The sequence below is a fragment of the Candidatus Kuenenia sp. genome, from assembly GCF_027493735.1.
Lineage (GTDB): Bacteria > Planctomycetota > Brocadiia > Brocadiales > Brocadiaceae > Kuenenia > Kuenenia stuttgartiensis_A.
The window spans coordinates 111536-133811 of record NZ_JAOSKF010000012.1 but is presented as its reverse complement, the minus strand read 5'-3'; the positions used below and the strand labels follow the sequence as shown (position 1 = coordinate 133811).

At 39.5% G+C, this 22276-nt stretch carries 22 protein-coding genes; all 22 read left to right on the top strand.

All coding sequences use genetic code 11. From position 1 onward, the window contains the following. Positions 1-69 precede the first annotated feature (69 nt). Positions 70-1413, top strand: a complete 1344-nt coding sequence (locus M5U24_RS07200) for a radical SAM protein (protein ID WP_099324141.1) — start codon at positions 70-72, stop codon at positions 1411-1413. After that, the gene (locus M5U24_RS07195; protein ID WP_099324142.1) at positions 1391-2554 is read left to right on the top strand and encodes an ATP-grasp domain-containing protein; all 1164 of its coding nucleotides are present in this window, start codon (positions 1391-1393) and stop codon (positions 2552-2554) included. The genes M5U24_RS07200 and M5U24_RS07195 overlap by 23 nt, the downstream gene beginning before the upstream one ends. Before the next feature lie 267 nt (positions 2555-2821). After that, positions 2822-3118 carry a nucleotidyltransferase domain-containing protein gene (locus tag M5U24_RS07190; RefSeq protein ID WP_099324143.1) on the top strand — a complete coding sequence of 99 codons (297 nt, stop codon included), beginning with the start codon at positions 2822-2824 and terminating at the stop codon, positions 3116-3118. After that, complete coding sequence (locus tag M5U24_RS07185) at positions 3105-3566, top strand: hypothetical protein (protein ID WP_099324144.1); 462 nt, start codon at positions 3105-3107, stop codon at positions 3564-3566. The genes M5U24_RS07190 and M5U24_RS07185 overlap by 14 nt, the downstream gene beginning before the upstream one ends. Positions 3567-3943: 377 nt before the next feature. Beyond that, the gene (locus M5U24_RS07180; protein ID WP_099324146.1) at positions 3944-4735 is read left to right on the top strand and encodes a hypothetical protein; all 792 of its coding nucleotides are present in this window, start codon (positions 3944-3946) and stop codon (positions 4733-4735) included. Next, complete coding sequence (locus M5U24_RS07175; RefSeq protein WP_099324147.1) at positions 4732-5556, top strand: polysaccharide deacetylase family protein; 825 nt, start codon at positions 4732-4734, stop codon at positions 5554-5556. Before M5U24_RS07180 ends, M5U24_RS07175 begins: the two co-directional genes overlap by 4 nt. 193 nt (positions 5557-5749) lie before the next feature. After that, the gene (locus tag M5U24_RS07170; protein WP_099324149.1) at positions 5750-6964 is read left to right on the top strand and encodes a beta-ketoacyl-[acyl-carrier-protein] synthase family protein; all 1215 of its coding nucleotides are present in this window, start codon (positions 5750-5752) and stop codon (positions 6962-6964) included. Next, positions 6952-8013, top strand: coding sequence for a beta-ketoacyl synthase N-terminal-like domain-containing protein (locus tag M5U24_RS07165; RefSeq protein ID WP_099324150.1), 1062 nt, complete (start codon positions 6952-6954; stop codon positions 8011-8013). The genes M5U24_RS07170 and M5U24_RS07165 overlap by 13 nt, the downstream gene beginning before the upstream one ends. A 25-nt stretch (positions 8014-8038) precedes the next feature. Then, positions 8039-8536: a hypothetical protein gene (locus tag M5U24_RS07160; RefSeq protein WP_298202005.1), complete on the top strand. Its 498-nt coding sequence runs from the start codon at positions 8039-8041 to the stop codon at positions 8534-8536. Between the two features lie 8 nt (positions 8537-8544). Further along, a complete protein-coding gene (locus M5U24_RS07155; protein ID WP_298201985.1) occupies positions 8545-9099 on the top strand; it encodes a class I SAM-dependent methyltransferase in 555 nt (184 codons plus the stop codon). Beyond that, complete coding sequence (locus M5U24_RS07150) at positions 9096-10277, top strand: beta-ketoacyl-[acyl-carrier-protein] synthase family protein (protein ID WP_298201984.1); 1182 nt, start codon at positions 9096-9098, stop codon at positions 10275-10277. Before M5U24_RS07155 ends, M5U24_RS07150 begins: the two co-directional genes overlap by 4 nt. Then, positions 10274-10861, top strand: a complete 588-nt coding sequence (locus M5U24_RS07145; protein ID WP_099324153.1) for a hypothetical protein — start codon at positions 10274-10276, stop codon at positions 10859-10861. Before M5U24_RS07150 ends, M5U24_RS07145 begins: the two co-directional genes overlap by 4 nt. Then, complete coding sequence (locus tag M5U24_RS07140; RefSeq protein ID WP_298201982.1) at positions 10858-12165, top strand: AMP-binding protein; 1308 nt, start codon at positions 10858-10860, stop codon at positions 12163-12165. The genes M5U24_RS07145 and M5U24_RS07140 overlap by 4 nt, the downstream gene beginning before the upstream one ends. Further along, entirely contained in the window at positions 12158-13210 is a 1053-nt protein-coding gene (locus M5U24_RS07135) for a radical SAM protein (RefSeq protein ID WP_298201980.1), read from the top strand. Before M5U24_RS07140 ends, M5U24_RS07135 begins: the two co-directional genes overlap by 8 nt. Then, positions 13207-14568, top strand: coding sequence for a lipid biosynthesis B12-binding/radical SAM protein (locus tag M5U24_RS07130; protein ID WP_298201978.1), 1362 nt, complete (start codon positions 13207-13209; stop codon positions 14566-14568). The genes M5U24_RS07135 and M5U24_RS07130 overlap by 4 nt, the downstream gene beginning before the upstream one ends. Continuing rightward, positions 14553-15305 carry a beta-ketoacyl-ACP reductase gene (locus tag M5U24_RS07125; protein ID WP_099324157.1) on the top strand — a complete coding sequence of 251 codons (753 nt, stop codon included), beginning with the start codon at positions 14553-14555 and terminating at the stop codon, positions 15303-15305. The genes M5U24_RS07130 and M5U24_RS07125 overlap by 16 nt, the downstream gene beginning before the upstream one ends. Positions 15306-15307: 2 nt before the next feature. Further along, the gene (locus M5U24_RS07120) at positions 15308-15559 is read left to right on the top strand and encodes a phosphopantetheine-binding protein (RefSeq protein WP_099324158.1); all 252 of its coding nucleotides are present in this window, start codon (positions 15308-15310) and stop codon (positions 15557-15559) included. After that, positions 15556-15996 carry a 3-hydroxyacyl-ACP dehydratase FabZ gene (gene fabZ / locus M5U24_RS07115; RefSeq protein ID WP_099324159.1) on the top strand — a complete coding sequence of 147 codons (441 nt, stop codon included), beginning with the start codon at positions 15556-15558 and terminating at the stop codon, positions 15994-15996. Before M5U24_RS07120 ends, fabZ begins: the two co-directional genes overlap by 4 nt. Next, positions 15993-16841: a class I SAM-dependent methyltransferase gene (locus M5U24_RS07110; RefSeq protein ID WP_099324160.1), complete on the top strand. Its 849-nt coding sequence runs from the start codon at positions 15993-15995 to the stop codon at positions 16839-16841. The genes fabZ and M5U24_RS07110 overlap by 4 nt, the downstream gene beginning before the upstream one ends. A gap of 133 nt (positions 16842-16974) precedes the next feature. Further along, positions 16975-19374 (top strand): MMPL family transporter, encoded by a 2400-nt coding sequence (locus tag M5U24_RS07105; protein ID WP_164994746.1) that lies wholly within the window; start codon positions 16975-16977, stop codon positions 19372-19374. Continuing rightward, positions 19371-20825 (top strand): NAD(P)/FAD-dependent oxidoreductase, encoded by a 1455-nt coding sequence (locus tag M5U24_RS07100; RefSeq protein ID WP_099324162.1) that lies wholly within the window; start codon positions 19371-19373, stop codon positions 20823-20825. The genes M5U24_RS07105 and M5U24_RS07100 overlap by 4 nt, the downstream gene beginning before the upstream one ends. Next, positions 20815-21645: a glycosyltransferase family 2 protein gene (locus M5U24_RS07095; protein ID WP_298201973.1), complete on the top strand. Its 831-nt coding sequence runs from the start codon at positions 20815-20817 to the stop codon at positions 21643-21645. Before M5U24_RS07100 ends, M5U24_RS07095 begins: the two co-directional genes overlap by 11 nt. Positions 21646-22276: the final 631 nt, after the last annotated feature.

Below are 22276 nucleotides of genomic sequence, written 5' to 3'. Positions count from 1 at the left end.
ACAATATTAATCACAATCAAGACGACTTTCATGGAGATTTAAAAAATTAAAGGCCGACTTTGTAGAACCATGAAAAAACTTTTATTGGTCTCTCCCCTTGCATCAAAAAGCTTTCTGGGAGGCGATTTTTACTTTCGCCTCCCGTATCTGGGACTTTTGAAGGTTGCTTCCCTTACTCCGTCCGATTGGGACGTTAGTATTATTGATGAAAAGGTTGAACCGCTCGATTTGACTCAAGATGCCGATCTTGTAGGTATTACTGCCATGACGCCTGCCGTTAATCGCGCTTATGAAATAGCAGACAGTTTTCGGTTACGGGGAATAAAGGTCATTATGGGCGGCATGCATGTGTCGAAGATGCCTGATGAGGCGTTGCAGCATTGTGACAGTGTGGTTATAGGTGAGGCAGAGCAGCTATGGGACAAAGCACTGGATGATTGTAAAAGGGACGAACTAAAAAGTATCTATCGGCATGGCAACGAATATCCTTCCCTTGCCAATTTCCCTGCACCAAATTGGAAATTATACGAAGGGAAAAGATACCTCCCTGTGCATTTCCTTGAAACGACCCGTGGATGTCCACACAACTGCGAATTTTGCTCTGTAACAAATTCATTCGGAGGTAAATTTCGAAACAGACCTGTTGATGAGGTTGAAAAGGAGATACAAAACCTGAAGCCTTTTGAGGGGATGTTTGTTCTTAAAAATGGGGTCTTTTTCGTAGACGATAACATAATAAGCAACAGGGTGCACGCAAAAGAGCTTTTAAAACGGATCATACCTTATAACCTCAAGTGGACAGGACAAGCATCTGTCAATATCGCAAAAAACGACGAAATCCTCGAACTCTGCAAAAAGAGCGGCTGTATGGGACTTATTGTAGGGTTTGAGTCGTTATCTCAGGGTAACCTTGCAAATATGGGAAAGACGTTCAATACACCCGATACGTATATCGATGTGGTAAAAAAATTGCATGATTATGGTATAGGGGTCACCGGCGCCTTTGTTTTTGGCTTTGATCACGACGACGAAAGTGTCTTTGACAGAACTATTGAGTTTGTCATTAAGGCAAAGATTGATGTTTGTTATTTTTCAATTTTAACGCCGTATCCCGGCACGCGGGTTTATTCACAGATGCTGCATGAAGGAAGAATAATAGACCGGGACTGGTCTAACTACAATACGAACCATGTCGTTTTTATGCCAAAATTGATGCGACCGGAAAAGCTCCTTGACGGTTTTCATCATGCCTTAAAAGAGAGTTTCTCTTATACTGCAATTTTTAAAAGACTCTGGGGCAACGGGACATACAAGAATTTCTTCTACCCCATGAACTTTGGTTTCAGGCAGACCGTTAGAAAAACAATACAAAACAAGCAGGATTTTTCCTATGAACAGGGTTCTGGTTCTTGACGGAATGTGGAATAAGTCCCTTGCTGCCGTAAGGTCTTTTGGCAGGAAGGGATTTTATGTCACAGCAGGCGAAAGGACACGGCTTGCAACGGCAATTTTTTCTAAATACTGCAGCCGGAGATGGATCTATTCATCTCCGGTACTATCCCAGGTTAATTTCCTTACTGACCTTGAAGCGGAACTGAAAGCGGGGAGGTACGATGTTATCTTTCCTATGGAATTTTCTACACAGGTTCTTTTAACTGAAGTTGCAAACAGGCAGATGATTGAAAAATATACAAGATTGCCTTTTGCCGATGCTGATCTTGCCAAAAAAGGGAATGATAAAGCATTTATTATGCAGTATGCAAGAGAACGAGGGATTGGCGTCCCGACAACGTATATGGTAAATGATATTGAGCAGCTTGCGGTGATTGCAAAAGAAACTGCGTACCCTGTTCTTATAAAACCACGGAATAGTTCCGGTTCAAGAGGTATTGTATATGTTAAAGAAAAAGAGGAATTATTAACATTATACCTTAAAGTACATAAAGAGTATCCATTTCCCATCATTCAGGAATATATACCAGATGGCGGTGATGTGTACGGAGTTGGGTTACTTTTCAATTTTCAATCGGAGATACGTGCATCTTTTGTATACAAGCGTTTACGTTCACATCCCGTAAGTGGTGGTCCGAGTACTCTAAGGGAAAGCGTGAAAAGGGAAGACGTCAGGGAGATCGCCGGGTTATTTATGAAGTCGCTTCGGTGGACAGGGGTTGCCCATGTGGAATTTAAAATTGATCCAAGAGACAGGAAGCCTAAATTACTTGAAGTAAATCCGAGATTCTGGGGGTCTTTACAACTGGCGGTTGAATCAGGCATTGACTTTCCTTTTCTATTGTTCAGGCTGGCAATGGAAGGTGATATTGAGCCTGTTATGGACTATAATGCCGGTGTCAGATGCAGGTGGCTTATTCCGGGAGATTTATTGCACTTTATCAAAAACCCGGAGAGGTTAAGACTAAAACCTAATTTTTTTGATTTCAACACAAAAGATGATATTATTTCTCTGAGCGATCCCATGCCGGTAATTGGAAGGCTCTCATCTGTATTGATGTTTTTATATGATAAGGAAATGAAACACCTTTTACATGGATGAAGATATTTTGCAGACATGAGAAGAAATTATGTAACACTTTAGTTTTTTGAAAAATCTGTCCCTGCTTTAACCACATGTTTCAGCATGGGGGTTAACAAAATAAAAATGTCAGGTCATATAAGTTTTGATACTCTTTAATGGAGTAATGGCGCAGATTTAGAACCTGAAATGTTATATACAGAAAGTATTTTTATTACGGATATAAAGAATGATGTTTATTCATGAATTGTCCTTCTAATCACACTTTATACACTGAGGAGCCACTCAATGCGTAAAAAAGAAGAATTAAAATTATTAGCAAATAAATGTATTGCAATACTCACTAACAAATATCAGGTTAAAAAAATCTTCCTTATCGGATCGCTTGTACATGGTATTGTCCATGAAAGGTCTGATATTGATTTGGTTGTTGAAGGGTTGCCTTCAGAGTTTTATATAAAAGCCCTGTCAGAATTGAGCGATATCATGCCTCCCGGTGTCGAGATTAATCTCATTCCATTTGAAGATGCGTTTGAAAGTTTAAAGGAAAAAACAATAAAGGAAGGGGAACTTGTTTACGGATAGGGAACGACTGAAGAAGGACATTGAAATAGAACTCGAAAATCTGCAAAGGCTCGTACAAGAGATGGAAGAACTAATCCGTGAGTTACCTGAAAATCCCGGTTCTGTTGAAACACGGGCTGCGGGAAGCATTCTTCATGATTTCTATTGTGGTATCGAAAAGATTTTTGAAAGGATCGCTATTACTGTTGATAACAACTTGCCAGGGGGAGAAGACTGGCATAAACAATTGCAGAAACAAATGGCAACCCCTTATAAGGGAGCAAGAAGAGAGGTCATAACGGAGGAGGAGTTAATGTTAGAATTAAAAGAATACTTAAGTTTCCGTCACCTTTTCAGACATATCTATGGTTTTAATTTAAAGTGGGAACAATTTTCTCGACTTTGCTATTCTTTGGGGTCTTTATACAAAAAATTAAAGATTGCATTAATCGACTTCTTGAAAAACTAAACAGAGAAGAAGATATGATTACCTATATAATTGGGAACCTATTTGAATCCCCGGCTCATGTGTTGATCAATACTGTCAATACTGGGAGAGTTATGGGGAAGGGTATTGCCAAAGATTTTAAGACAATTTACCCTGAAATGTTTAGAGAATACCTACGCTGGCATAGCCAGAACCAAACAAGCAAGAAATCCGAAACAAATTCCAAAATTCTCCCCCTTACCCCCTCCAAAGGGGGAGAATGTCCCCTGCTGGCGGGGATGCAGAGGGTGGATTCGTATTGAACATTTCAGATTCGCCATTAAATATTTTGCCAAAAAGCACGCACTGACGAATGGAAGTGTGCAAAGAAATTATTTTTAACGGTAAGGAGCCAATGTATGACAATGAAAAAAACTTGTATTTTATTGGTATGGTTAATAGCAATTGTCGTTTTTTACGAGACTAAAACAAGCAATGCCGAAGAATCCATTACGCAACTGGCTCATGACGATTTATATAAAAAGGCGATGTTTCTTAAAGAAGAGGGTAAAAGTGATGAGGCTATAAACACGTTTAATAAATTCATGGAAGTCAGCAAGGACGAATTGAAAAGAACTGATGCCATGTTAGAACAATGCATGATTATGAAAGACATGAAAGCCCCTGCGTGGAAGTATAAGGCAAAAGAAGCACAGCAAAAGGTTAAAATTCTTTACCGGTCTCATTATTTGAACCCGGAATACTGGCTTGTCTATGCAAAATTTGCAGCGCTTATCAATAGGGAGCGTGATGTATATGGGGCATTTAAAAAAGCTTTCTTTTATAAGCCGGATTATCCGGAAGGTTACATCGTAAAGGGAGATTTGTACGGCTACCTTGCAAAAAATACCGATCCGTCAGAATCCACAGTTAGTACTTCAATCGATTCTGCATATGAGCCTGTTAGTAAAGAGAATTCGGCCCGTTACAATAAAGGAAAAGAGGCAAAGAAGTCTTACGAAATTGCACTCAGAAATTCAACACTGGGCAACGACAAAAAGGCTTATATTCATTATAAAATTGGTACACTGGAAATGGATATTTTATCAAATAAAGAAGATGCCATAAGAAACTGGAAGAAGACGGCTGAGCTTTCTCCTGACAGTATTTATGGGAAAAAATCCGTAGAACTCCTGAGCGGGAATCCGTGATTAATGGCTTGACCGTTGATCTTGAGGATTGGTATCACATCTGTGGCGTAGAGGGCTATTCTGATCCGCAAAAATGGGATACTTATGAAAACCGTATAATAAGGAATACTGACAAGGTACTTACTCTTTTAAGAACGTATAAAGTAAAGGCTACTTTTTTTGTCCTCGGATACATTGCCTTCAAGGAACCTGGTCTTATAAAGACAATTAAGAGCGAGGGACATGAAATAGCAACTCATGGCTTTTATCATAAGAGGATCTTTGAGATGACGGAACGGGAGTTTGAAGAAGATGTCAATAAATCCATTTCTGTTATATCATCAAATATCAACGAGAGGGTACTGGGTTTTAGGGCGCCGGAATGGTCGATCCGGAAGAATACTTTATGGATGCTTAATGCATTAAGGAAATACGGTATTCTTTATGATTCAAGCATGGTTCCTCTTACAAGAATGGGATATAGGGATTACCCTGTTTATCCATGTTGCTACAATACTGATTATGGAAAGATTTGGGAATTTCCGCTCACCACAACAAGGCTGTTTTGGGAACGTCTTCCCTTTACGGGTGGCTTACCGTTAAGACTATGTCCTTATTTTTATATTGTATCAGAAATAAAAAAAATTAACCGCATGGGGTTTCCTGCAATGGTCTATATACATCCGTGGGAATTTGACAAAGAACAACCACGCATTGATTTGCCGTTAAGCAGGAGATTTATGCACTATTTCAACATAAGTGCCACTCCCAGGAAGACAGAAGGCTTACTTAGCAATTTTCAATTTGCCCCTATCAAAAATATATTGGGGATTACAACATGAGAGATATGTATTATCTTAAATCCGTATCCACCTTTTGCATTATTTATAGCTTAATAGTCGCCTTCTTATATGTATTTACAGTTGTTACGGGTTTTGTCGGGAGTATTTTTATTTTTGTAACGATTTTGTTTCTGCTTTTTTTTTATTATAATGGGTTCGTAAAATTTAAAAAAATAAGGAACCGTTTTCTACGTTGAAGAAGAGAGTTGTTATTACTGGAATGGGCATAATTACCGCCCACGGTATTGGTAAGGAAATAACCTGGAAAAAGATCGTTTCAGGCGCATCAGGTATTAAAGAAATAGAGTCTTTCGATTCCTCAAAATATCCCGGAAAGTGCGGTGGAGAGGCAAAGCAGTTTACCTCTGCTTCCGAAATAAGAAATTTAAATGCGGCACGTCTTGACAGGGCATCGCATTTATTGATTCATGCTTCACGTGAAGCGCTTCTGGAATCAAACGTACTCCCATACATCAAAAATACAAATATACTTTTATCTTTAGGGACAACACTTGGTGGAATGATTTCCGGAGAGTTGTTTCATAAAGAAGTTCTGAAAAAAGGGCTGAAAAAGGCACGCATTTCTTTATTAACTGATTATCTTGCAAATTGCCAGGCGATTAATTTATTCAGGGAATTTCAATTAAAAGGAAATTACAATATATTTTCTAACGCATGTGCATCCGGTACAAATGCCATAGGTTGTGCGTATAATTCTATACAATCAGGCCTTTATAAAATTGCCATTTGCGGAGGATACGATACTATGAGTGAATTTACCTTTGCCGGTTTCAGCTCTCTTATGGCAATGACTCCTACTAAGTGCAGGCCGTTTGATAAGAATAGAAACGGGCTGGTACTGGGGGAGGGAGTAGGAATTTTAATTTTAGAGGAATTGGAACACGCCGTGAAACGAAATGTACGAATATTGGGCGAAATAATCGGGTACGGGGAATCTTCCGATGCGTATCATATGACAAGCCCCGACCCGACAGGTGAGTTCGCATTTCGTGCCATTATGAATGCCTTGAATGATGCGGATAATCCAAAAATTGATTATATCAATGCACATGGCACCGGAACTATTTATAATGACGCGCAGGAATCCAATGCAATATTGAAAGCGTTTGGAGAGGAAACACAAAACATACCCGTAAGTTCAATAAAACCCATGGTTGGCCATATCCTTGGTGGGGCTGGGGCGGTAGAGGCTATAGTATCATTGCTTTCAATTGAGCGTAAAGCCGTTCCTCCAAATATAAATTATTGCACGCCTGATCCCGTTTGCAATTTGAACATATCAAAGGAAACAGTGTATTGCGATATAAAAACCGTTTTGTCCAATTCATTTGGTTTTGGGGGGACTAACGCAACTTTAATACTCAGGGAATATACATGGATCGGATAGTGTTAACAGGCGTGGGGCCATTGACGCCTATTGGAAAAGGAAAAGAAGATTTCTGGAATGCAGTAGTGAACAACTTCCCAGGCATAAAGAAGATAACAAAGTTCATGCCCGATCAAGAATTTTACGGGGGAGAAATTAATGATATCCATTTTGACGAATATATCCCCGACACAAAATTCAGACGTGCCACTGAAATATCTAAATTTACTATGTCCGCCGCAAAGATGGCAATGGATGACGCTCAGGTTGATTCTCCCAATATTAAAAATCTTGGGCTAGTTGTCGGCTTAACCCACGGTGCTCTAAACTATACACAATCCTATCACGAACTTCTGGTAACCGAAGGTCCTGAATCTGCCAGTCCCATACTCTTTTCTGATTCTATATTGAACGCCCCCGCAGGTAATACTTCTATCTGCTTAGGTATTCACGGTCCCGTTCATACTTTGATTGGGGGCAGTGTAACAACCATACGGGCGATCATGCTCGCAGTACAATTATTAGCCACAAAAAAAATGGAAAAGTCAGTTATTGCTTCTGCCGAAGAATTAAACAAATTTTCACTATACTGTTACTACAGGCTGGGGATAAACACATTGTCTGAAGGTGCCGGTGCTCTCTTAATAGAACCGGAAGATACAAAGAACAATCAAGTCCCGTATTGTTATATTTCCGGCTTTGCTTCACAAACCAATCCTTCAAATTTACAGTCCGCGTTGGAAGAATCCGTTGAAACCGCGTTGAAAAAAGCCAATTTAAAAGCAAAAGACGTTGATCTGTTAATGACGTCCCCTTCTTTCCCCAAAGTACAGCAGCTTGATGCATATGAAATTCCCATGGGTAGTTTGGATTCAATTACGGGAAATGCATTTGCTGTTTCTACCATATGGAACGTTATTCTATCGGCGTTGTGTATAAGGCATGGGGCAATACCATTGCCTATTCTCAAAAATTCAGCGCCGATTAACAACGAGATCAGGAACGTAATGATTTGTGCAACTGAGAGCGAAGGGGTTGCGGGAGTATTAATTTTATCGAAAATATCATGAAAATAAACGCGGCTTGTTTAAGACTATGAATTATAATTTTCCCGATACAAGATTATTATTAAGCCAATTTCTTGTACAAAGATATCAAACAGAAATGCTTTTGAAATTTGCGCAAGAAGAAGGAATCCTGCGGCTTCTTGAGTCTATTGATACATTTCACATCAATGAAGCTATAGAAGCGCTTCAAAATAAGCTCAATTATCAATTGCAGGACAGGTTGAGAAGAAGAATGATACATACACTTATTTATCTATTACAGGAGTGTGGATATTTAAGCCTTGAAAACACCAGATATCAATGGCATATGATTGAAAATGCTGCTCCGAAATTAAAAGACGAGGAATATAAAATTATTGAAGTTTCATTTAAGGGAGTGGTGGGGTTTTTTGAAGAGTGTATCAAATACAGCGGTGATTTTTGCGTGGAGCAACGCCACGTTTCAATTTTAATGCGGAATTTACGTCGATATGGGAAAGCTTTCTGGGTAATGCAGAGTTCAACTTTGCCAGATCCATTCTTATAGAATTGTTAATGTTTGAAAAAAAAGAAAACAGTAATATTCTCGTTCTTTGCTTTGGCCCAGGTTTTGATTTGGTAAAGATAAGTGAGCGATTTTCCAATGTGAAATTATTTGGTCTTGATTTTGCCGAGAACTTTTACGATAAAGCCAAAAGCAAATTATCAAATTCTCATACCATCGAATGGGTACGTTCTGACCGTTGGAAAGGTTTTGGCTTTCCATTACCTTTTCAGGATAATTGCATGGAAGTTGTGTTTTTTGGATGTGCTGATCCATATATCCCCGTTGAAAAAAGAAGATATGCTTATAAGGAAATCTTCAGGGTTTTGAAGCATGAGGGTTCACTTGGCATTTTGACCAACAGTTACCCTGACCAGGAGAAAAAATACGTAAAAGATAAATGGATAAGATTGGGAATACTTGCTCATGATTTCTGTGAAAGTGTCTGCGAGGGGTGGCAGGGTTTTCATGAAGCAGTGAATTCAATAAAACTTTTTAAAGAGATTGGGTACCATACGAATACCGTAATGCTCAATGCTTCGATCTGGAGATTGGACAAACCTTGAGCGGAAGAATATTGATAACGGGCATTGGTTTCATTACACCAATCAAACCTTTTCAGGGGGTGAACGAATTCTGGCATGCATTGTGTTCCGGGCAGGATCTTATAAAAAAAACGAGACTTCCTTTGCTTGAAATTGATGGGGAATGGCCAATGGCGGAAATTAGCCTTTCCTGCATAACGCAAACCGTTCAACCGGAAGACAAATTTCAATATCTTATGAAAAGAGCTTTGAACATGGCAATTGAGGATGCAAATCTGAAAGATTGCTCAAATATAGGTTTCTCCATGGGTACGGTTTTGGGAAATATGTTATTAAAGGAAAAAAAATTGGCTGATGCAAAAAACCAAAAGAAAGAATACTGTGGTGAACAAGATTCCCTTTCTAATGTGACATTGCAATTTTCTTCCCTATATAACCTAAACGGACCAAAATATACCGTCTCAACCGCATGTACTTCCGGTACTGATGCCATAGGGATTGCAGCCAGAAGCATACTATCCGGCAAAACTGATATTATGATTGCCGGTGGAGCTGATATTTTGAGTGATTTTGCTATTATCGGATTCCATGCCCTTCAGGCAATTACAACTGATAAGGTAAGACCCTTCGATAAAAACAGAAGCGGACTCGCACTCGGCGAAGGGGCGTCATTTGTTGTGCTTGAGTCCGAGAAAAGCGCGGCAAAAAGAAATGCAAAGGTATATGGCCGGGTCATGGGATATGCGTCGCGTGCTGACGCCAATCATTTAACAGGCCCTCATCGCGAAGGACGAGGCCTTGCCGAAGCAATAGACAGGGCAATGGGTCAGTCGGGAGTAAAACCGGGTGATATTAATTATATTAATGCACACGGGACTGGTACGGTTTACAATGATCTTATGGAAACAAAGGCAATAAAGCGGGTATTTGGAAGGTTGGCATATGATATCCCAATCAGTTCGACAAAGTCAATGCTGGGACATTCCCTGGGTGCGGCGGGGGCTATCGAAGCTATATGTTGCCTGCTGGCAATAAAAAACGGAATTGTACCTCCTACCATTAACTTTCAGGAATGCGATCCCGACTGCGATCTTGATTATACTCCGAATATTGCAAGAAACCACCACGTGAAAATGGCAATGTCTCTATCCGCCGGTTTTGGCGGCCAAAACTCAGCGATCATATTAGGTGGCGCATGATTCCAGCGGTTACCGGAATAAGTATATTGAACAGCAATACTCCGGATGGTAAAATTCCGGCTTTTGAGGGACTGGATAAGAAGTGCCGAATATATAATGCTCTTGATGGTTTGGTGGTTGCTTCCGTCGGTAATGTCTTGCTAAGCGCTGGAATTCCGGTTCCTGTTGCAAATGATGACATTAGTCTTTATCTAGGAATTGATATTTCCATCGAAGATATCAAAAATGAATATTTTAATAACATTCTGGACGAAGGAATTCTTGGAGCAAGTCCGCAACTTTTCCAATTTACAACACCAAATTCTCTTGCCGCTCAAGCGACAATAGCTTTCGATTTAAGGGGAGAGTGTATTACCATGCCCATCGGGTCTTCATTCAGGGAAGTTGTGGAATATGCATGCGAATGTATTATCGGACGAAATATCAAAATGGCAATTGCAGGTTGTATAAGAAAGGTCAAGGCATTAAATCTCCATACAAGTGGTCATGTATACAGTTCTGAATTTTTTTTTATTGAGGATAGGGAAAGCGCAATGCGGAGGGGTGTGAAAATTTACCCTAATGCGCTGGACAGTGTTTTATGAAGATCTTTTGTGCGCCAGACGGACTTTCCGCTGAGACAATCAATAATAATCAGAATGAATTGTTGCTTGCCACGATAGACTATGCGCGACAAATGTCTCCCTTTTATAAAGAAATCCTTCAAAATGCCGGTACCTTGCAATCCGCCGCCCATGCAAGGGAATACCTGGATAAATTGCCTTTTACCACAAAACAGGATATATCAAATAACAATTGGAATTTCCTGGCAGTAAAAAAACAGGATATCGCGGAGTTTGTGTCTACTTCCGGCACCACGGGTGAACCGGTATTTCTTGCGCTTACGGAAAACGACTTAGAACGTCTTACCTGTAGCGAAGAGCGAAATTTTAATACTATAAACGCTGGCAAAGAAGATTTATTTCACATTGTTGTAACCTGCGACAATCTATTTACCGCTGGCATTGCATATTACAGAGGACTCATAAGGCGCGGCGCTTCCGTCGCAAGGATAGGGCCTAAAAGCATTATCAGGCATTTTCAACTCATTAAAGAATTACGGCCTACCGGAATTGTCGCGGTACCATCGTTCATGCATTACCTGATACGCCATGCAAATGAAATTGGAATAAATATTCCCGATTTGGGCATTGAGAAAATAGTTCTCATAGGCGATAGCATACGAAATACGGATTTTAGTACGAATACACTTGGCAGCTTTATTGAGAATTCATTTAGAAGGAAAGTTTTTTCCACATACGGTATCTCAGAGGGGCAAATTTCATTTGGTGAATGTGAATTTCACCACGGACTACACGGACATACGGATTTTGTTTACGTAGAAATTGTGTCGGATGAGGGTATCCCGCTACAAGACGGCGAGATTGGCGAAATGGTAATTACCACCCTTCAACACGAAGGGATGCCTCTGATCCGTTACAAAACGGGAGATATTACCTTTAAACTTTCGGGACAGTGTTTATGCGGAAGAAACTCCGTTCGAATTGGTCCGGTTTTGGGACGTAAACACCACCGGTTAAAGGTAAAAGGGGTTACTCTCTATCCAAAGACAATTGAAAATGCAATTTTTCATTTAAAGGATGTGATAAACTACCAGTTGGAAGCATATACCGGCGATACCAAAACAGACCACATTATTTTACGAATAGGTTCCCATAGAAACGATGATAAATTCAGATCATCCTTAATTGATATTCTTCGTGCGAAAACAAGAGTAGTTCCTGAGATTGAGATAGCTTCGCCAAACGAGATAGAGAAGAAACTCTTTGAAGGGGGCAGTAGAAAGGCGATTACTTTTAAGGATAGGAGGATTAAATTACATGAGTAACACTATGGACATGATCAATGAACTAAGCTTTTCAAATGATGAGATCTCCGATTGCCTGGCGAATGGAAGCATTCTTTCAATAGAACTTGAATTTACCAAAAAGTGTAATCTCAGATGCCTTTACTGCTATTCCAGTGCTGGACCCGCAGCGGAAAATGAATTGAGCATGGAAGAAATGAAATCGGTGGTGGATCAGGCAAAAGGGCTGGGGGCAAAGAAAATAATCCTCCTGGGAGGCGGTGAACCACTTCTATACGAGGGTGTGGTAGATATCATTAAATATATTAATTCAATCGGATTGCAGCAAATACTCTTTACAAACGGCGTATTGATTGATAAAGAAATAGCGCAAACACTATACAGAAATAAAGTTTCTGTGGTAATAAAATATAATAGCTTTAATCCCGAGGTTCAGGACATGCTTGCAAATGCCAAAGGAACTTATAAACAAATAACCAGAGGACTAAAAATATTGATGGAATCGGGGTATCCCCGTGAAGATTTGGGACTGGGTATTCAGTCCGTAATATGCAAACAAAATATTAACGAGATCCCGGAAATGTGGATGTGGGCGCGGAAAAGAAATATAATTCCATATTTTGAAATATTGACTTACCAGGGCAGGGCAAGGGAAAACAAGGATTTGATTGTGCCTACCCTGGAAATTAAGGAGATATTTAAACGCCTGGAGCAAATCGACAAGGATCATTTTGGCATTCAGTGGGATTCTCGTCCGACAATTGCCGCCTTTTCCTGTAAACGCCATCTCTATAGCTGCCTTATCAATTCCCAGGGACATGTACAGCCGTGTACGGGCGTTGATATGTCGGTGGGAAACATCAGGGATAAATCACTTGGGGAAATTCTGGTAAGCAGTGGAGTTATAAAAGACCTGAGAAATATTTACGAAAACATAGAAGGACAGTGTAAAACGTGCGAATATAATAAAGAATGTTACGGTTGCAGGGGAAACGCTTACCAAATGACGGGAAATCATTTGGCTTCAGATTCCACATGTTGGCATTGTGAAAAAAACCCCAAATGAAAATTTTGCTTATCTCTGTTAATAACGAGATGAAACCGTACCCCGTGGCGCCATTAGGCATCGCATATATTGCAACTATTTTAAAAAATAAAGGGCATAGCGTATACGTTCTTGATCTTTGTTTTGCCGAAGATGATTACGTGGCAATAGAAGAATCGCTGAGAAAATTTTCTCCGGATCTCCTAGGTCTCTCCATCAGAAACATAGATAATTTAACCTTTAGAAAAAGCGTTTACTATCTTCCGCGGGTTAAGGAAATAGTTCGGCTTATCAAGCGCCTTACATCGGCTCAAATAATTGTTGGAGGATCGGGTTTTTCCCTTTTCCCGGAAGAAGTTTTGAGGTATTTGCAACTTGAAATGGGTATTGTTGGCGAGGGAGAAATATCTCTTCCGCAATATATAGACGTCATTATCCATGGTGGTGAAATTAACGATATACCTAACCTCTGTTATATAAAAGATGGGAAATACACCCGTAACAATACCCTCTGTAGTGTTGAACCTTTTACACCAAAACGGGAGTTGCTAAACAATAACAAATATCTGGAACTGGGCGGAATGGCCAATATTCAATCAAAAAGGGGTTGTCCGTTTCACTGTACCTATTGCACATATCCAAGTCTGAATGGTAATACGGTAAGGTTGAGAGAACCATTGGAAATTGTTGATGAGATTAAGGAGTTAAATTCCGAATATGGAGTTGACTATGTTTTCTTTGTGGATGACATATTTAATTGTCCTGAAAAACACACTGTTGCCCTCTGCGAGGAAATAATCAGGCATGAACTTAAAATTGATTGGGCATGTTTTGCCACACCAAAAGGAATGACGAAAGAACTTGCGCTTCTCATGTCGGACGCTGGTTGCAAGGGCATTGAATTCGGAACGGATGCCGGATCCCGAAAAACACTGAAAGCCATTGGCAAGTCTTTTACCATCGAAGACATAGCATTTGCCACAGAATGTTGCAATAGTATTAATTTGCCGAATGCTCATTACATTATTGTTGGTGGCCCAGACGAAGACGATTCAACGCTAAGCGAAACATTTTCACTTTTTAATAAAATAGAGCCAACCGCGGTTATTGTATTTGTGGGAATCAGGATATATCCAAACACATTGCTTTATTATAAAGCGATTGAAGATAAAATCATCGAAAAAGATCAAAATATATTGGAACCTGTTTTTTACATCTCACCTAAGATAGACAGGGACGTTCTGCTTCAAAAAATTTATGATTACGCACAACAAAGCCATAATTGGATTGTGCCTGGTCTTGATATTAGATGTGATACGGATATGTTAACCGTTATGAGAAAAATAGGAAAAAGAGGGCCTTTATGGGATATGATCTAGTTCATTCACAAAGAGTAGTGCTGGTGACCGGCGGCAGCAAAGGCATCGGAAAAGCCATTTGCAAGGTATTTATCGGGGAAGGCGATCATGTAATTGTAAATCACTGCAAACCAATTGATGATATAGAGAAATTAAGAGAAGAATTTTCATCTCCGCAAGGAAGCTTTTCAATTGAAAAAGCAGATGTCACCGATTATGCGCAAATAAAACAAATGGTTGACAATATTGTGAAAAAGCATGGAAAGATAGACGTGCTTATCAATAACGCAGGTATAATTAAAGACGGTTATATAATGCTTATGTCGGCAAAAGATTGGAACGACGTTATTAACGTAAACCTGACGGGCGTTTTCAATTGTACAAAAGCAGTGTCTGAACATATGATTGGGCAAAGGAGCGGAACAATCATCAATATAGCGTCTTTGAGTGGAATTACTGGATTACCCGGCCAGACAAATTACTCCGCCGCTAAAGGTGGTGTAATTGCATTTACCATGGCCCTTTCAAAAGAACTTGCGCCTTTTTGTATTAGGGTAAACACCGTCGCTCCGGGAGTCATTGAAACAGATATCATTGATTCCCTCGATAAAAATAAGAGAAATAGTTACAAGGAACATATTCCTCTAAAAAGATTTGGAAAGCCGGAGGAAGTTGCATCCGTTGTCCGCTTCCTTGCATCATCCGAAGCAAGTTATATTACAGGGGAAGTTATTCGTGTATCCGGGGGATTAAATTGAATATGCATGACACGATCCAAAAACTCAAGGAATTACTTGTTACAAAATTAAAACTAAAAATCGGTGTAGACCAGATAAAAGAAGACACTCTGCTTTTCGGCTCAAATAGTCTGGGACTTGATTCCATAGATGTCCTGGAATTAATTATTGCTATAAAAAAAGAGTTTGGCGTTGAAATCATGGACAGAGAAACATCGGAACAAGTCTTTACCTCCGTTGGCGCAATAGCAAGATATATAGATAAAAACAAATGAAGAAGGCATTCCCAAGTCCCCCGGAAATACTCCCACACGCATACCCGTTTATTATGATAGACAAAATCATTAAATTTGAGGAAAAGATAAGCATTGTATGCATAAAGAATGTAAGTTTAAATGATGAATATTTGGGTGGACATTATCAGAAAAATACAAACTTCCCGGCTTTGCCGCAAGTGCTTGTATTAGAGGCAATGGTGCAATCATCAGGATTGGTACTGGGTAACACTAAAGACAAAGTTGCATATCTGTGTTTGATAAAAGAAGCCACATTTGAAAAATCTGTTGTGGCAGGAGATCAACTCGTAATCACTTCCAGGATAACGCAATCGTTTACACCCTTTTATGTATTTGAAGCTGTTGCAACAGTAGATAGCGAGATTGCCTCCAAAGCGGTAATAACACTTTCGTTGACGATAAAAGGAACAACATGAATTTGCAGCATGTGAATTGTAACCTTTGTGGCGCTGATGATACTAAAATAATTACAGTTCAAAGCAATCATAACGTGGTAAGATGCAAGAAATGCAGCCTTGTATATGTAAATCCAAGACCGAATACTGAGCATTTAATCCATCTCTATGAAACCTATCACCAAAGAAATGGAAAGAGAGAGTACACATGGGCAAATCTTATGGAGAGAAATTACAGGGAAGTATCGGGGTTTTTGGCGCAGGTTTTTCCCGGAAAAGGTAAAATCCTCGATATTGGATGCGGCTATGGGCATTTTCTCGAAATAATGAGGATTCTTGGATGGGTTGTTAGCGGAATTGATCCATCGCCAAATACGGTGTGTGCTGCAAACAAAAAGAATCTCAATGTTATTGAAACGTCCATTGAAGACGTTTCCCTCCCGGAAGCTTCTTTCGATGCGATAACAGCTTTTTACGTCCTGGAACATCTTCCGGATCCATACTCTGCGGTAAAAAAAATCCATTCCCTGCTAAAACCTGGAGGCGTGTTCGTCCTGAGAGTTCCACACACGACTCCTATTGTCAGACTCCTTTCATTATTCCATATAAAAAATAATCTCTACGATACCCCATACCACTTGTACGATTTTTCACCCGAAACCATTACCGTTCTGTTAAAAAAAGCGGGGTTTACAACGGTTCAGGTAAAGCCTGGCACACCGACACTTCCGGTTAATTTTTTAGAGAAAATAGTCTCCATTACATCGGGAAATATTGCCCGAATATTTTTTGCGGTCAGCGGGGGAAAATTTCTTTTCCCAGGCACAAGTAAAACCACAATTGCTTGTAAAAATCTGACAGAATAAACTTAACGCGTCGCGATAGTAAAACATGGAATTTTTCTTAAAAAAGTGCGCATCATTTATCCATTCCTTTCACAAGCAAATAGTTGTTGTATTTGCTCTGCTCACGGCAGTCTCCATAGTAACAATTTTTTACATGGAAATTAAAACGGACATAATAGACGTTCTTCCATCTAAAAATAAGAAAGTAGGCCAGTTTAAGGACTTCATTGAAAAATACGGTATTTCGGATAATGTAGTATTGCTGTTGGAATCGACGGAGAATGAAATTGATGAACAAACAGAACTCATAGAAACGCTTGCAAACAAACTTGCAGCATCTCCATATATTGAGCACGTTGATTATAGCCCGTTAAAATACGAAAACAGTTTTTTTATCAATCATATACCGTTGCTTCTTGATGAAAAAGGATTGAAACGCCTTGAAAACAGACTTACCCCAAAAGGCATCGAACGGCAAATAAGATATAATCTCCAAAAACTTCTCTCTCCCCTTAGTTCTCCAATCGATTACGAAATGATTTCAAAAGACCCTCTTGATATTGCAGACATAGTAAAAGATTCTCTTATGAGCGCAAACAAAGAGGACAGCCTTGATATCAGTACCGGTTATTACATCACGTCGGATTATTCAACTGCCGTTATCTTCGTTAAACCAAAGGGCAAAGGAAGGGATATGGCCTTTGTCGGTAATTTGAAACGGGAACTGGACGACATTATCTCATTCTCAATGGAGAAAGCCGGCAATCCTTCGGACGTACGGGTGGAACTTACCGGCAACTGCGTTTTATCGGAAGAAGTGCGCCAAATTATCCGTCATGACGTAGCATACTCTTTTCTCTTATCCGTTTTTCTCATTGCCGCACTCATATGGTTTGCGTACAGAGTAAGAGTTAAGATTCTATTGGTTATCGGATTTACCTTGTTGACGTCTCTTTCCACTACACTTGCCTTTGCATACCTGGTTTTCGGTAGTCTGAATATAGTAACAAGCGTTGTTGCGGCGCTACTTATCGGCCTTTACGTGGATTATGCAATGCATTCGGTAAATAGATTCGGCGAGGTTTTTAGAAAACTGAACAACCGGCAAAAGGCCCTGGAACAAACCCTTACCAAAACTGGTTCTGCGATCATTATATCTGCAAGCACAACGTCGCTGTCTTTTTTCAGTATAATTGTGACCAAGTTCAATGGTTTGCATGAGTTGGGTATTGTTGCAGGAATAGGAGTTTTATTATGTTTGTTATCCACGCTCTTCCTGACAAACTCTCTTCTTTACTGGATAAGTAAAAAAGGGTTGCATAAAATCCAGTTGAAAAAAGAGGTCCCTACAGGAGTTGAAAATCTTATCAAACTGCTCGTTAAAAGACCCAATAGGATACTTGCTATTAGTATTATCGTTTTTATCATCGCGGGTTTTGGTGTAACAAGATTAAAGTTTAACAATGATCCCGATAGTATCATCCCAAAAGATTGCTCCTCGGTTGCTGTGGGAAAAAAACTTCAGAAAAAAATGGGTAATAAAGGGGAACCGCTTTCCATAGTAATTAAAGCTCTGGATAAAAAGGGACTATCCTTTGCCTTTGACGAACTTGAAAAACTGCTTATGCAATTGAAAGAGAATGGTCTGATTAAGGATTACAATTCGTTAAACATCTTCATGCCAGCTCCCTCCGTTCAGTTGGAAAGAAAAAGAAAAATAAAAACAATGCTGGCGGATAATGACATACAGCCTGACGCGCTGACGAAAACGCTACTGGACTCTCTTGAAAAAAATAAATTGGTATATGAGAAAACGTATGTAAACAACTACATAAAAAATGTAACAAATGCGCTGTATAACGCGCAATCCATTGGCCTGGAAGACGTTGAAATGCTATCTTCTCCAAGAGTAAAGCATTTTTACAATAAAGAAGACCTGTCCATTGCCTCTTATATTTATCAGGGGAATAATGGATGGGACATAGAAACCATTAACAAAATTCAGCAAATGGTTGATTCGAAAGGGCAGAATTGGATATTTACGGGGAAACCGATCTTGTTCAATGAAATAAAACCTACCATCATTTGGGGCAGCGCTTTAGCATCGATCATGGCGCTCCTGATGAATTTTGTTATTATTTATTTGTACTTCAGAAAAATACTTCATACGATATTTGTTTTGCTGCCGGTAACGCTGGGGTTTCTCCTGACGTTGGGGGCGATGGCCTTCCTGGGTATTCCTTTTAACGTCATTAACGTAGGCACTATAGCTTTAGTTTTCGGGCTAGGCGTGGATTATGGCATATACGTAATGCAGGCATATGTAAGAGAAGATGAAAAAAATATTTATAGTGCACTTCGAACGAGCGGTAAAAATGTGATGATGTGCTCGGCCACAACCGTTGCAGGTTGTGGAAGTCTCGCGCTTGCAAAATTTACCGGCATTGCAACCGTGGGCCTTGTACTTTCCATAGGAGCAATTGCTTGCGCCATTACCGCGTTGCTTGTATTGCCAACAATTATTTATCTGAATGAGAGACGAATTTCACAATGAAGGATTTTGATGTCATAGTTATCGGAAGTGGAATCGGGGGACTTATTAGTGCCGGAACGTTGGTCTCAAAAGGGATGAAAACCCTTCTGGTTGAAAAAAACAAAATTCCCGGCGGACTACTTGCCTCTTTCAAAAGGAAGGGGTTCCTCTTTAATTCCGCTGTTGACTGTATCTCGGGTGTTGCTAAAGGGGGGTACATTTCAAACGTTCTAGAGAGTCTCGACGTTGATTCCGAAATAAACTTTGTAAAGCTGAATCCCATAAGATTTAGTATTTTCCCAGATATCCGGATTCCCGTAGACTCAAACATGAATGTCTATATTGAAAGGCTCATTCAACTATTTCCCTCGGAAGCGTCGGGAATAAAAAAATTATTCAACTTCATGGATGGTTCATTTACCTTGGTACAGTCCATGCTAGATTCATTTTTATCCGGCAAGCCTGGATTAGGGAAAGCAACTCATGAAATTTTTGAACTAAGAAATATTTCATACAAGGATCTGCTGAGAAAATATATCACTAATTACCGCCTTACCATGGTTTTATCCGACCGATGTCCCTTTATCGGACTGCCGCCATCACGAGTATCGGCATTCTCAATGGTCAACATGATCATGAGCTATTTCAAATTGGGTGCCTACAGACCAATAGGTGGCTTCCAGAAACTTGCGGATATTCTTGTCAAAGGAATTGAAAACAAAGGAGGCATGGTACTGTTGGGAAACGGAGCTGATAAAATACTACTGGAAAATAATAATCGGTGTTATGGAGTTCGGTGCGAGAACGGCAATGAATATACTTCCGAATTTGTGGTCTCCAGCGTTGACTCGCATCATACATTCGGCGATCTGTTGGGAAGAGAATTTGAATCTATTCCAACGGAAATGCGAAAAAAAACGGGCATCTCAACGTCATTTTTCGTTGTATATGCCGGAGTCAAAGGTGAGGTTACCGAACATTCGAGCGTTGGTTATTTTCCCTCGTATGACATGGAAAGTTTTTTTTCTCCTAAAAGCTCCTTTAAGAATGACTCGACCATTGGTGTAACGGTTGCCAGTATGGAGGACAAACTCCTTGCCCCTGATGCCTGCAACACGGTGGTATTGCACGAAATGGCGGAAGCCTCCGATAAAGAGATAGACAAATCCGTATGTACGGGAATAGTGATTAAAAAAGCGGAAAAGATAATACCAGGATTGAAAGACAAAATTATTGTCCTTGATTCCGCTACACCTAAATCCATTGAACGATATACCGGAAATTTCAATGGCTCCGCATTTGGATGGAATCAAATACCAGGTTTTAAAAACGTAAAGGGGTATGGAATAAACAATCTATACATTGCCGGTCATTGGGGAGAAATAGGTGGCGGAGTATTGGCGGCAGCATATTCCGGGGCCAAAGCAGCGAAGGAAATCCTTACAAAGGAAAGCGTCACTAATGGAATCTAAAATATATGTTGCAATACCGGCGTATAATGCTTCCAAGACAATCGGCAATGTGGTTTCCGCTGCTTTAAAACATGTTTCCACAGTTATAGTCATAGATGACGGGTCCACTGATAATACCGCAATTGTTGCCTTTGAAGCAGGTGCTGGAATCATTACTCTGGGAAAAAACAAAGGTAAAGGTAACGCATTAAAGATATTTTTTCAAAAAGCAATTCAGGAAAAATTTGACGCGGTTATAACCTTGGACGCAGACGGACAACATGATCCGGAGGAAATACCTCTTTTCCTGCATGAACACAAATTGTTTCCAGAATCAACAATAGTAGGAAACAGGTTCCGTGAGAAGGAAAAGATACCAGACGCCCGATACAATGCCATGCGTATTGCCCAGTTTTATATTTCTCTTTCAGCAAACCAGTATTTGGAAGATTCCCAGTGCGGTTTTAGGTTGTATCCCGTGGCAATAATAAAAAACATACCACTAACGACAGAAAGATATGTTACTGAATCAGAAATATTAATGAAGGTTGGAGATATGGGCAAAACCATTAGATTTGTAGATATTAAGACGATATACAACAATAGTAAAAGTTATCTAACGCCGGTATATGATGTTTCAAGCATAGCGGCGTATGTTATTTCTTATATTCATATAAAGTGGTTTGTCGAGGGATTAACCCCAAATAATCCATATACTTATTCTACAATAGGCTATATAAGGGATACTCTCGGGGAAAAAAAAGAGCTTGAATATGTTTTTTCAAACTCTTACCGTGTTTACAGCGCTTCCTGCAAGCATATTTTTTTATTTGGAGTATAGTTTACTTCAATTCTTTATTCCTTATAATTTTGCTTCTATACGCAAACTTGATTGTGGGTTTTCGTGGATTGTTCTTGCAACACAGATGTTGCCTATATTACTTATTGTAGCCCTCATTGAAAAATGCTTAAAGACAACTGGATGTAAAATAAATCTTGTTAGCGGAACTATAAAAAAATTTTATCCAAACTTATGGAAAAACAAAAGATAGGAATGTCCTTTTTGAAAATATTTTTAACCAACGGCCTAAAGGGTATTTAATAATAAAAAAATGAATAGTTAAATGGAAATATCAAATGAAACATCCATGACCTAACTATCATAATTGAGTATAGAAATGTTTATTTTTTAGATAAGCGACTTCATTTTCCGACTAATATTCTCATGCTATTAAATTATTTGTGGTAAAATCATTAGGCATTATTAGCCTATATAAATTTCTGTACTTGACACCTCCGGATGAATTAATCAAAATGTTATAACATTTTCAGCGTGTTAGACGGATTTTGGATTATACTATTTCTATGTTTATTGATATTTTTATCTGCGAAAATAACGCAATCTGTGGTTTGCAGACAATTTCTTCTGAAATTTGACTTATGTGCGAAGATACATCGCACAAAAGAACAAC

What these genes read in the sequence shown, in the direction of transcription:
- M5U24_RS07120 (WP_099324158.1), top strand. Translation starts at nt 15,308, where the DNA reads ATGCATGACACGATCCAAAAACTCAAGGAATTACTTGTTACAAAATTA.
- M5U24_RS07130 (WP_298201978.1), top strand. Translation starts at nt 13,207, where the DNA reads ATGAAAATTTTGCTTATCTCTGTTAATAACGAGATGAAACCGTACCCC.
- M5U24_RS07180 (WP_099324146.1), top strand. Translation starts at nt 3,944, where the DNA reads ATGACAATGAAAAAAACTTGTATTTTATTGGTATGGTTAATAGCAATT.
- M5U24_RS07190 (WP_099324143.1), top strand. Translation starts at nt 2,822, where the DNA reads ATGCGTAAAAAAGAAGAATTAAAATTATTAGCAAATAAATGTATTGCA.
- M5U24_RS07100 (WP_099324162.1), top strand. Translation starts at nt 19,371, where the DNA reads ATGAAGGATTTTGATGTCATAGTTATCGGAAGTGGAATCGGGGGACTT.
- M5U24_RS07200 (WP_099324141.1), top strand. Translation starts at nt 70, where the DNA reads ATGAAAAAACTTTTATTGGTCTCTCCCCTTGCATCAAAAAGCTTTCTG.
- M5U24_RS07145 (WP_099324153.1), top strand. Translation starts at nt 10,274, where the DNA reads ATGATTCCAGCGGTTACCGGAATAAGTATATTGAACAGCAATACTCCG.
- M5U24_RS07160 (WP_298202005.1), top strand. Translation starts at nt 8,039, where the DNA reads ATGAATTATAATTTTCCCGATACAAGATTATTATTAAGCCAATTTCTT.
- M5U24_RS07110 (WP_099324160.1), top strand. Translation starts at nt 15,993, where the DNA reads ATGAATTTGCAGCATGTGAATTGTAACCTTTGTGGCGCTGATGATACT.
- M5U24_RS07125 (WP_099324157.1), top strand. Translation starts at nt 14,553, where the DNA reads ATGGGATATGATCTAGTTCATTCACAAAGAGTAGTGCTGGTGACCGGC.
- M5U24_RS07095 (WP_298201973.1), top strand. Translation starts at nt 20,815, where the DNA reads ATGGAATCTAAAATATATGTTGCAATACCGGCGTATAATGCTTCCAAG.
- M5U24_RS07140 (WP_298201982.1), top strand. Translation starts at nt 10,858, where the DNA reads ATGAAGATCTTTTGTGCGCCAGACGGACTTTCCGCTGAGACAATCAAT.
- M5U24_RS07195 (WP_099324142.1), top strand. Translation starts at nt 1,391, where the DNA reads ATGAACAGGGTTCTGGTTCTTGACGGAATGTGGAATAAGTCCCTTGCT.
- M5U24_RS07155 (WP_298201985.1), top strand. Translation starts at nt 8,545, where the DNA reads ATGTTTGAAAAAAAAGAAAACAGTAATATTCTCGTTCTTTGCTTTGGC.
- fabZ (WP_099324159.1), top strand. Translation starts at nt 15,556, where the DNA reads ATGAAGAAGGCATTCCCAAGTCCCCCGGAAATACTCCCACACGCATAC.
- M5U24_RS07105 (WP_164994746.1), top strand. Translation starts at nt 16,975, where the DNA reads ATGGAAATTAAAACGGACATAATAGACGTTCTTCCATCTAAAAATAAG.
- M5U24_RS07135 (WP_298201980.1), top strand. Translation starts at nt 12,158, where the DNA reads ATGAGTAACACTATGGACATGATCAATGAACTAAGCTTTTCAAATGAT.
- M5U24_RS07165 (WP_099324150.1), top strand. Translation starts at nt 6,952, where the DNA reads ATGGATCGGATAGTGTTAACAGGCGTGGGGCCATTGACGCCTATTGGA.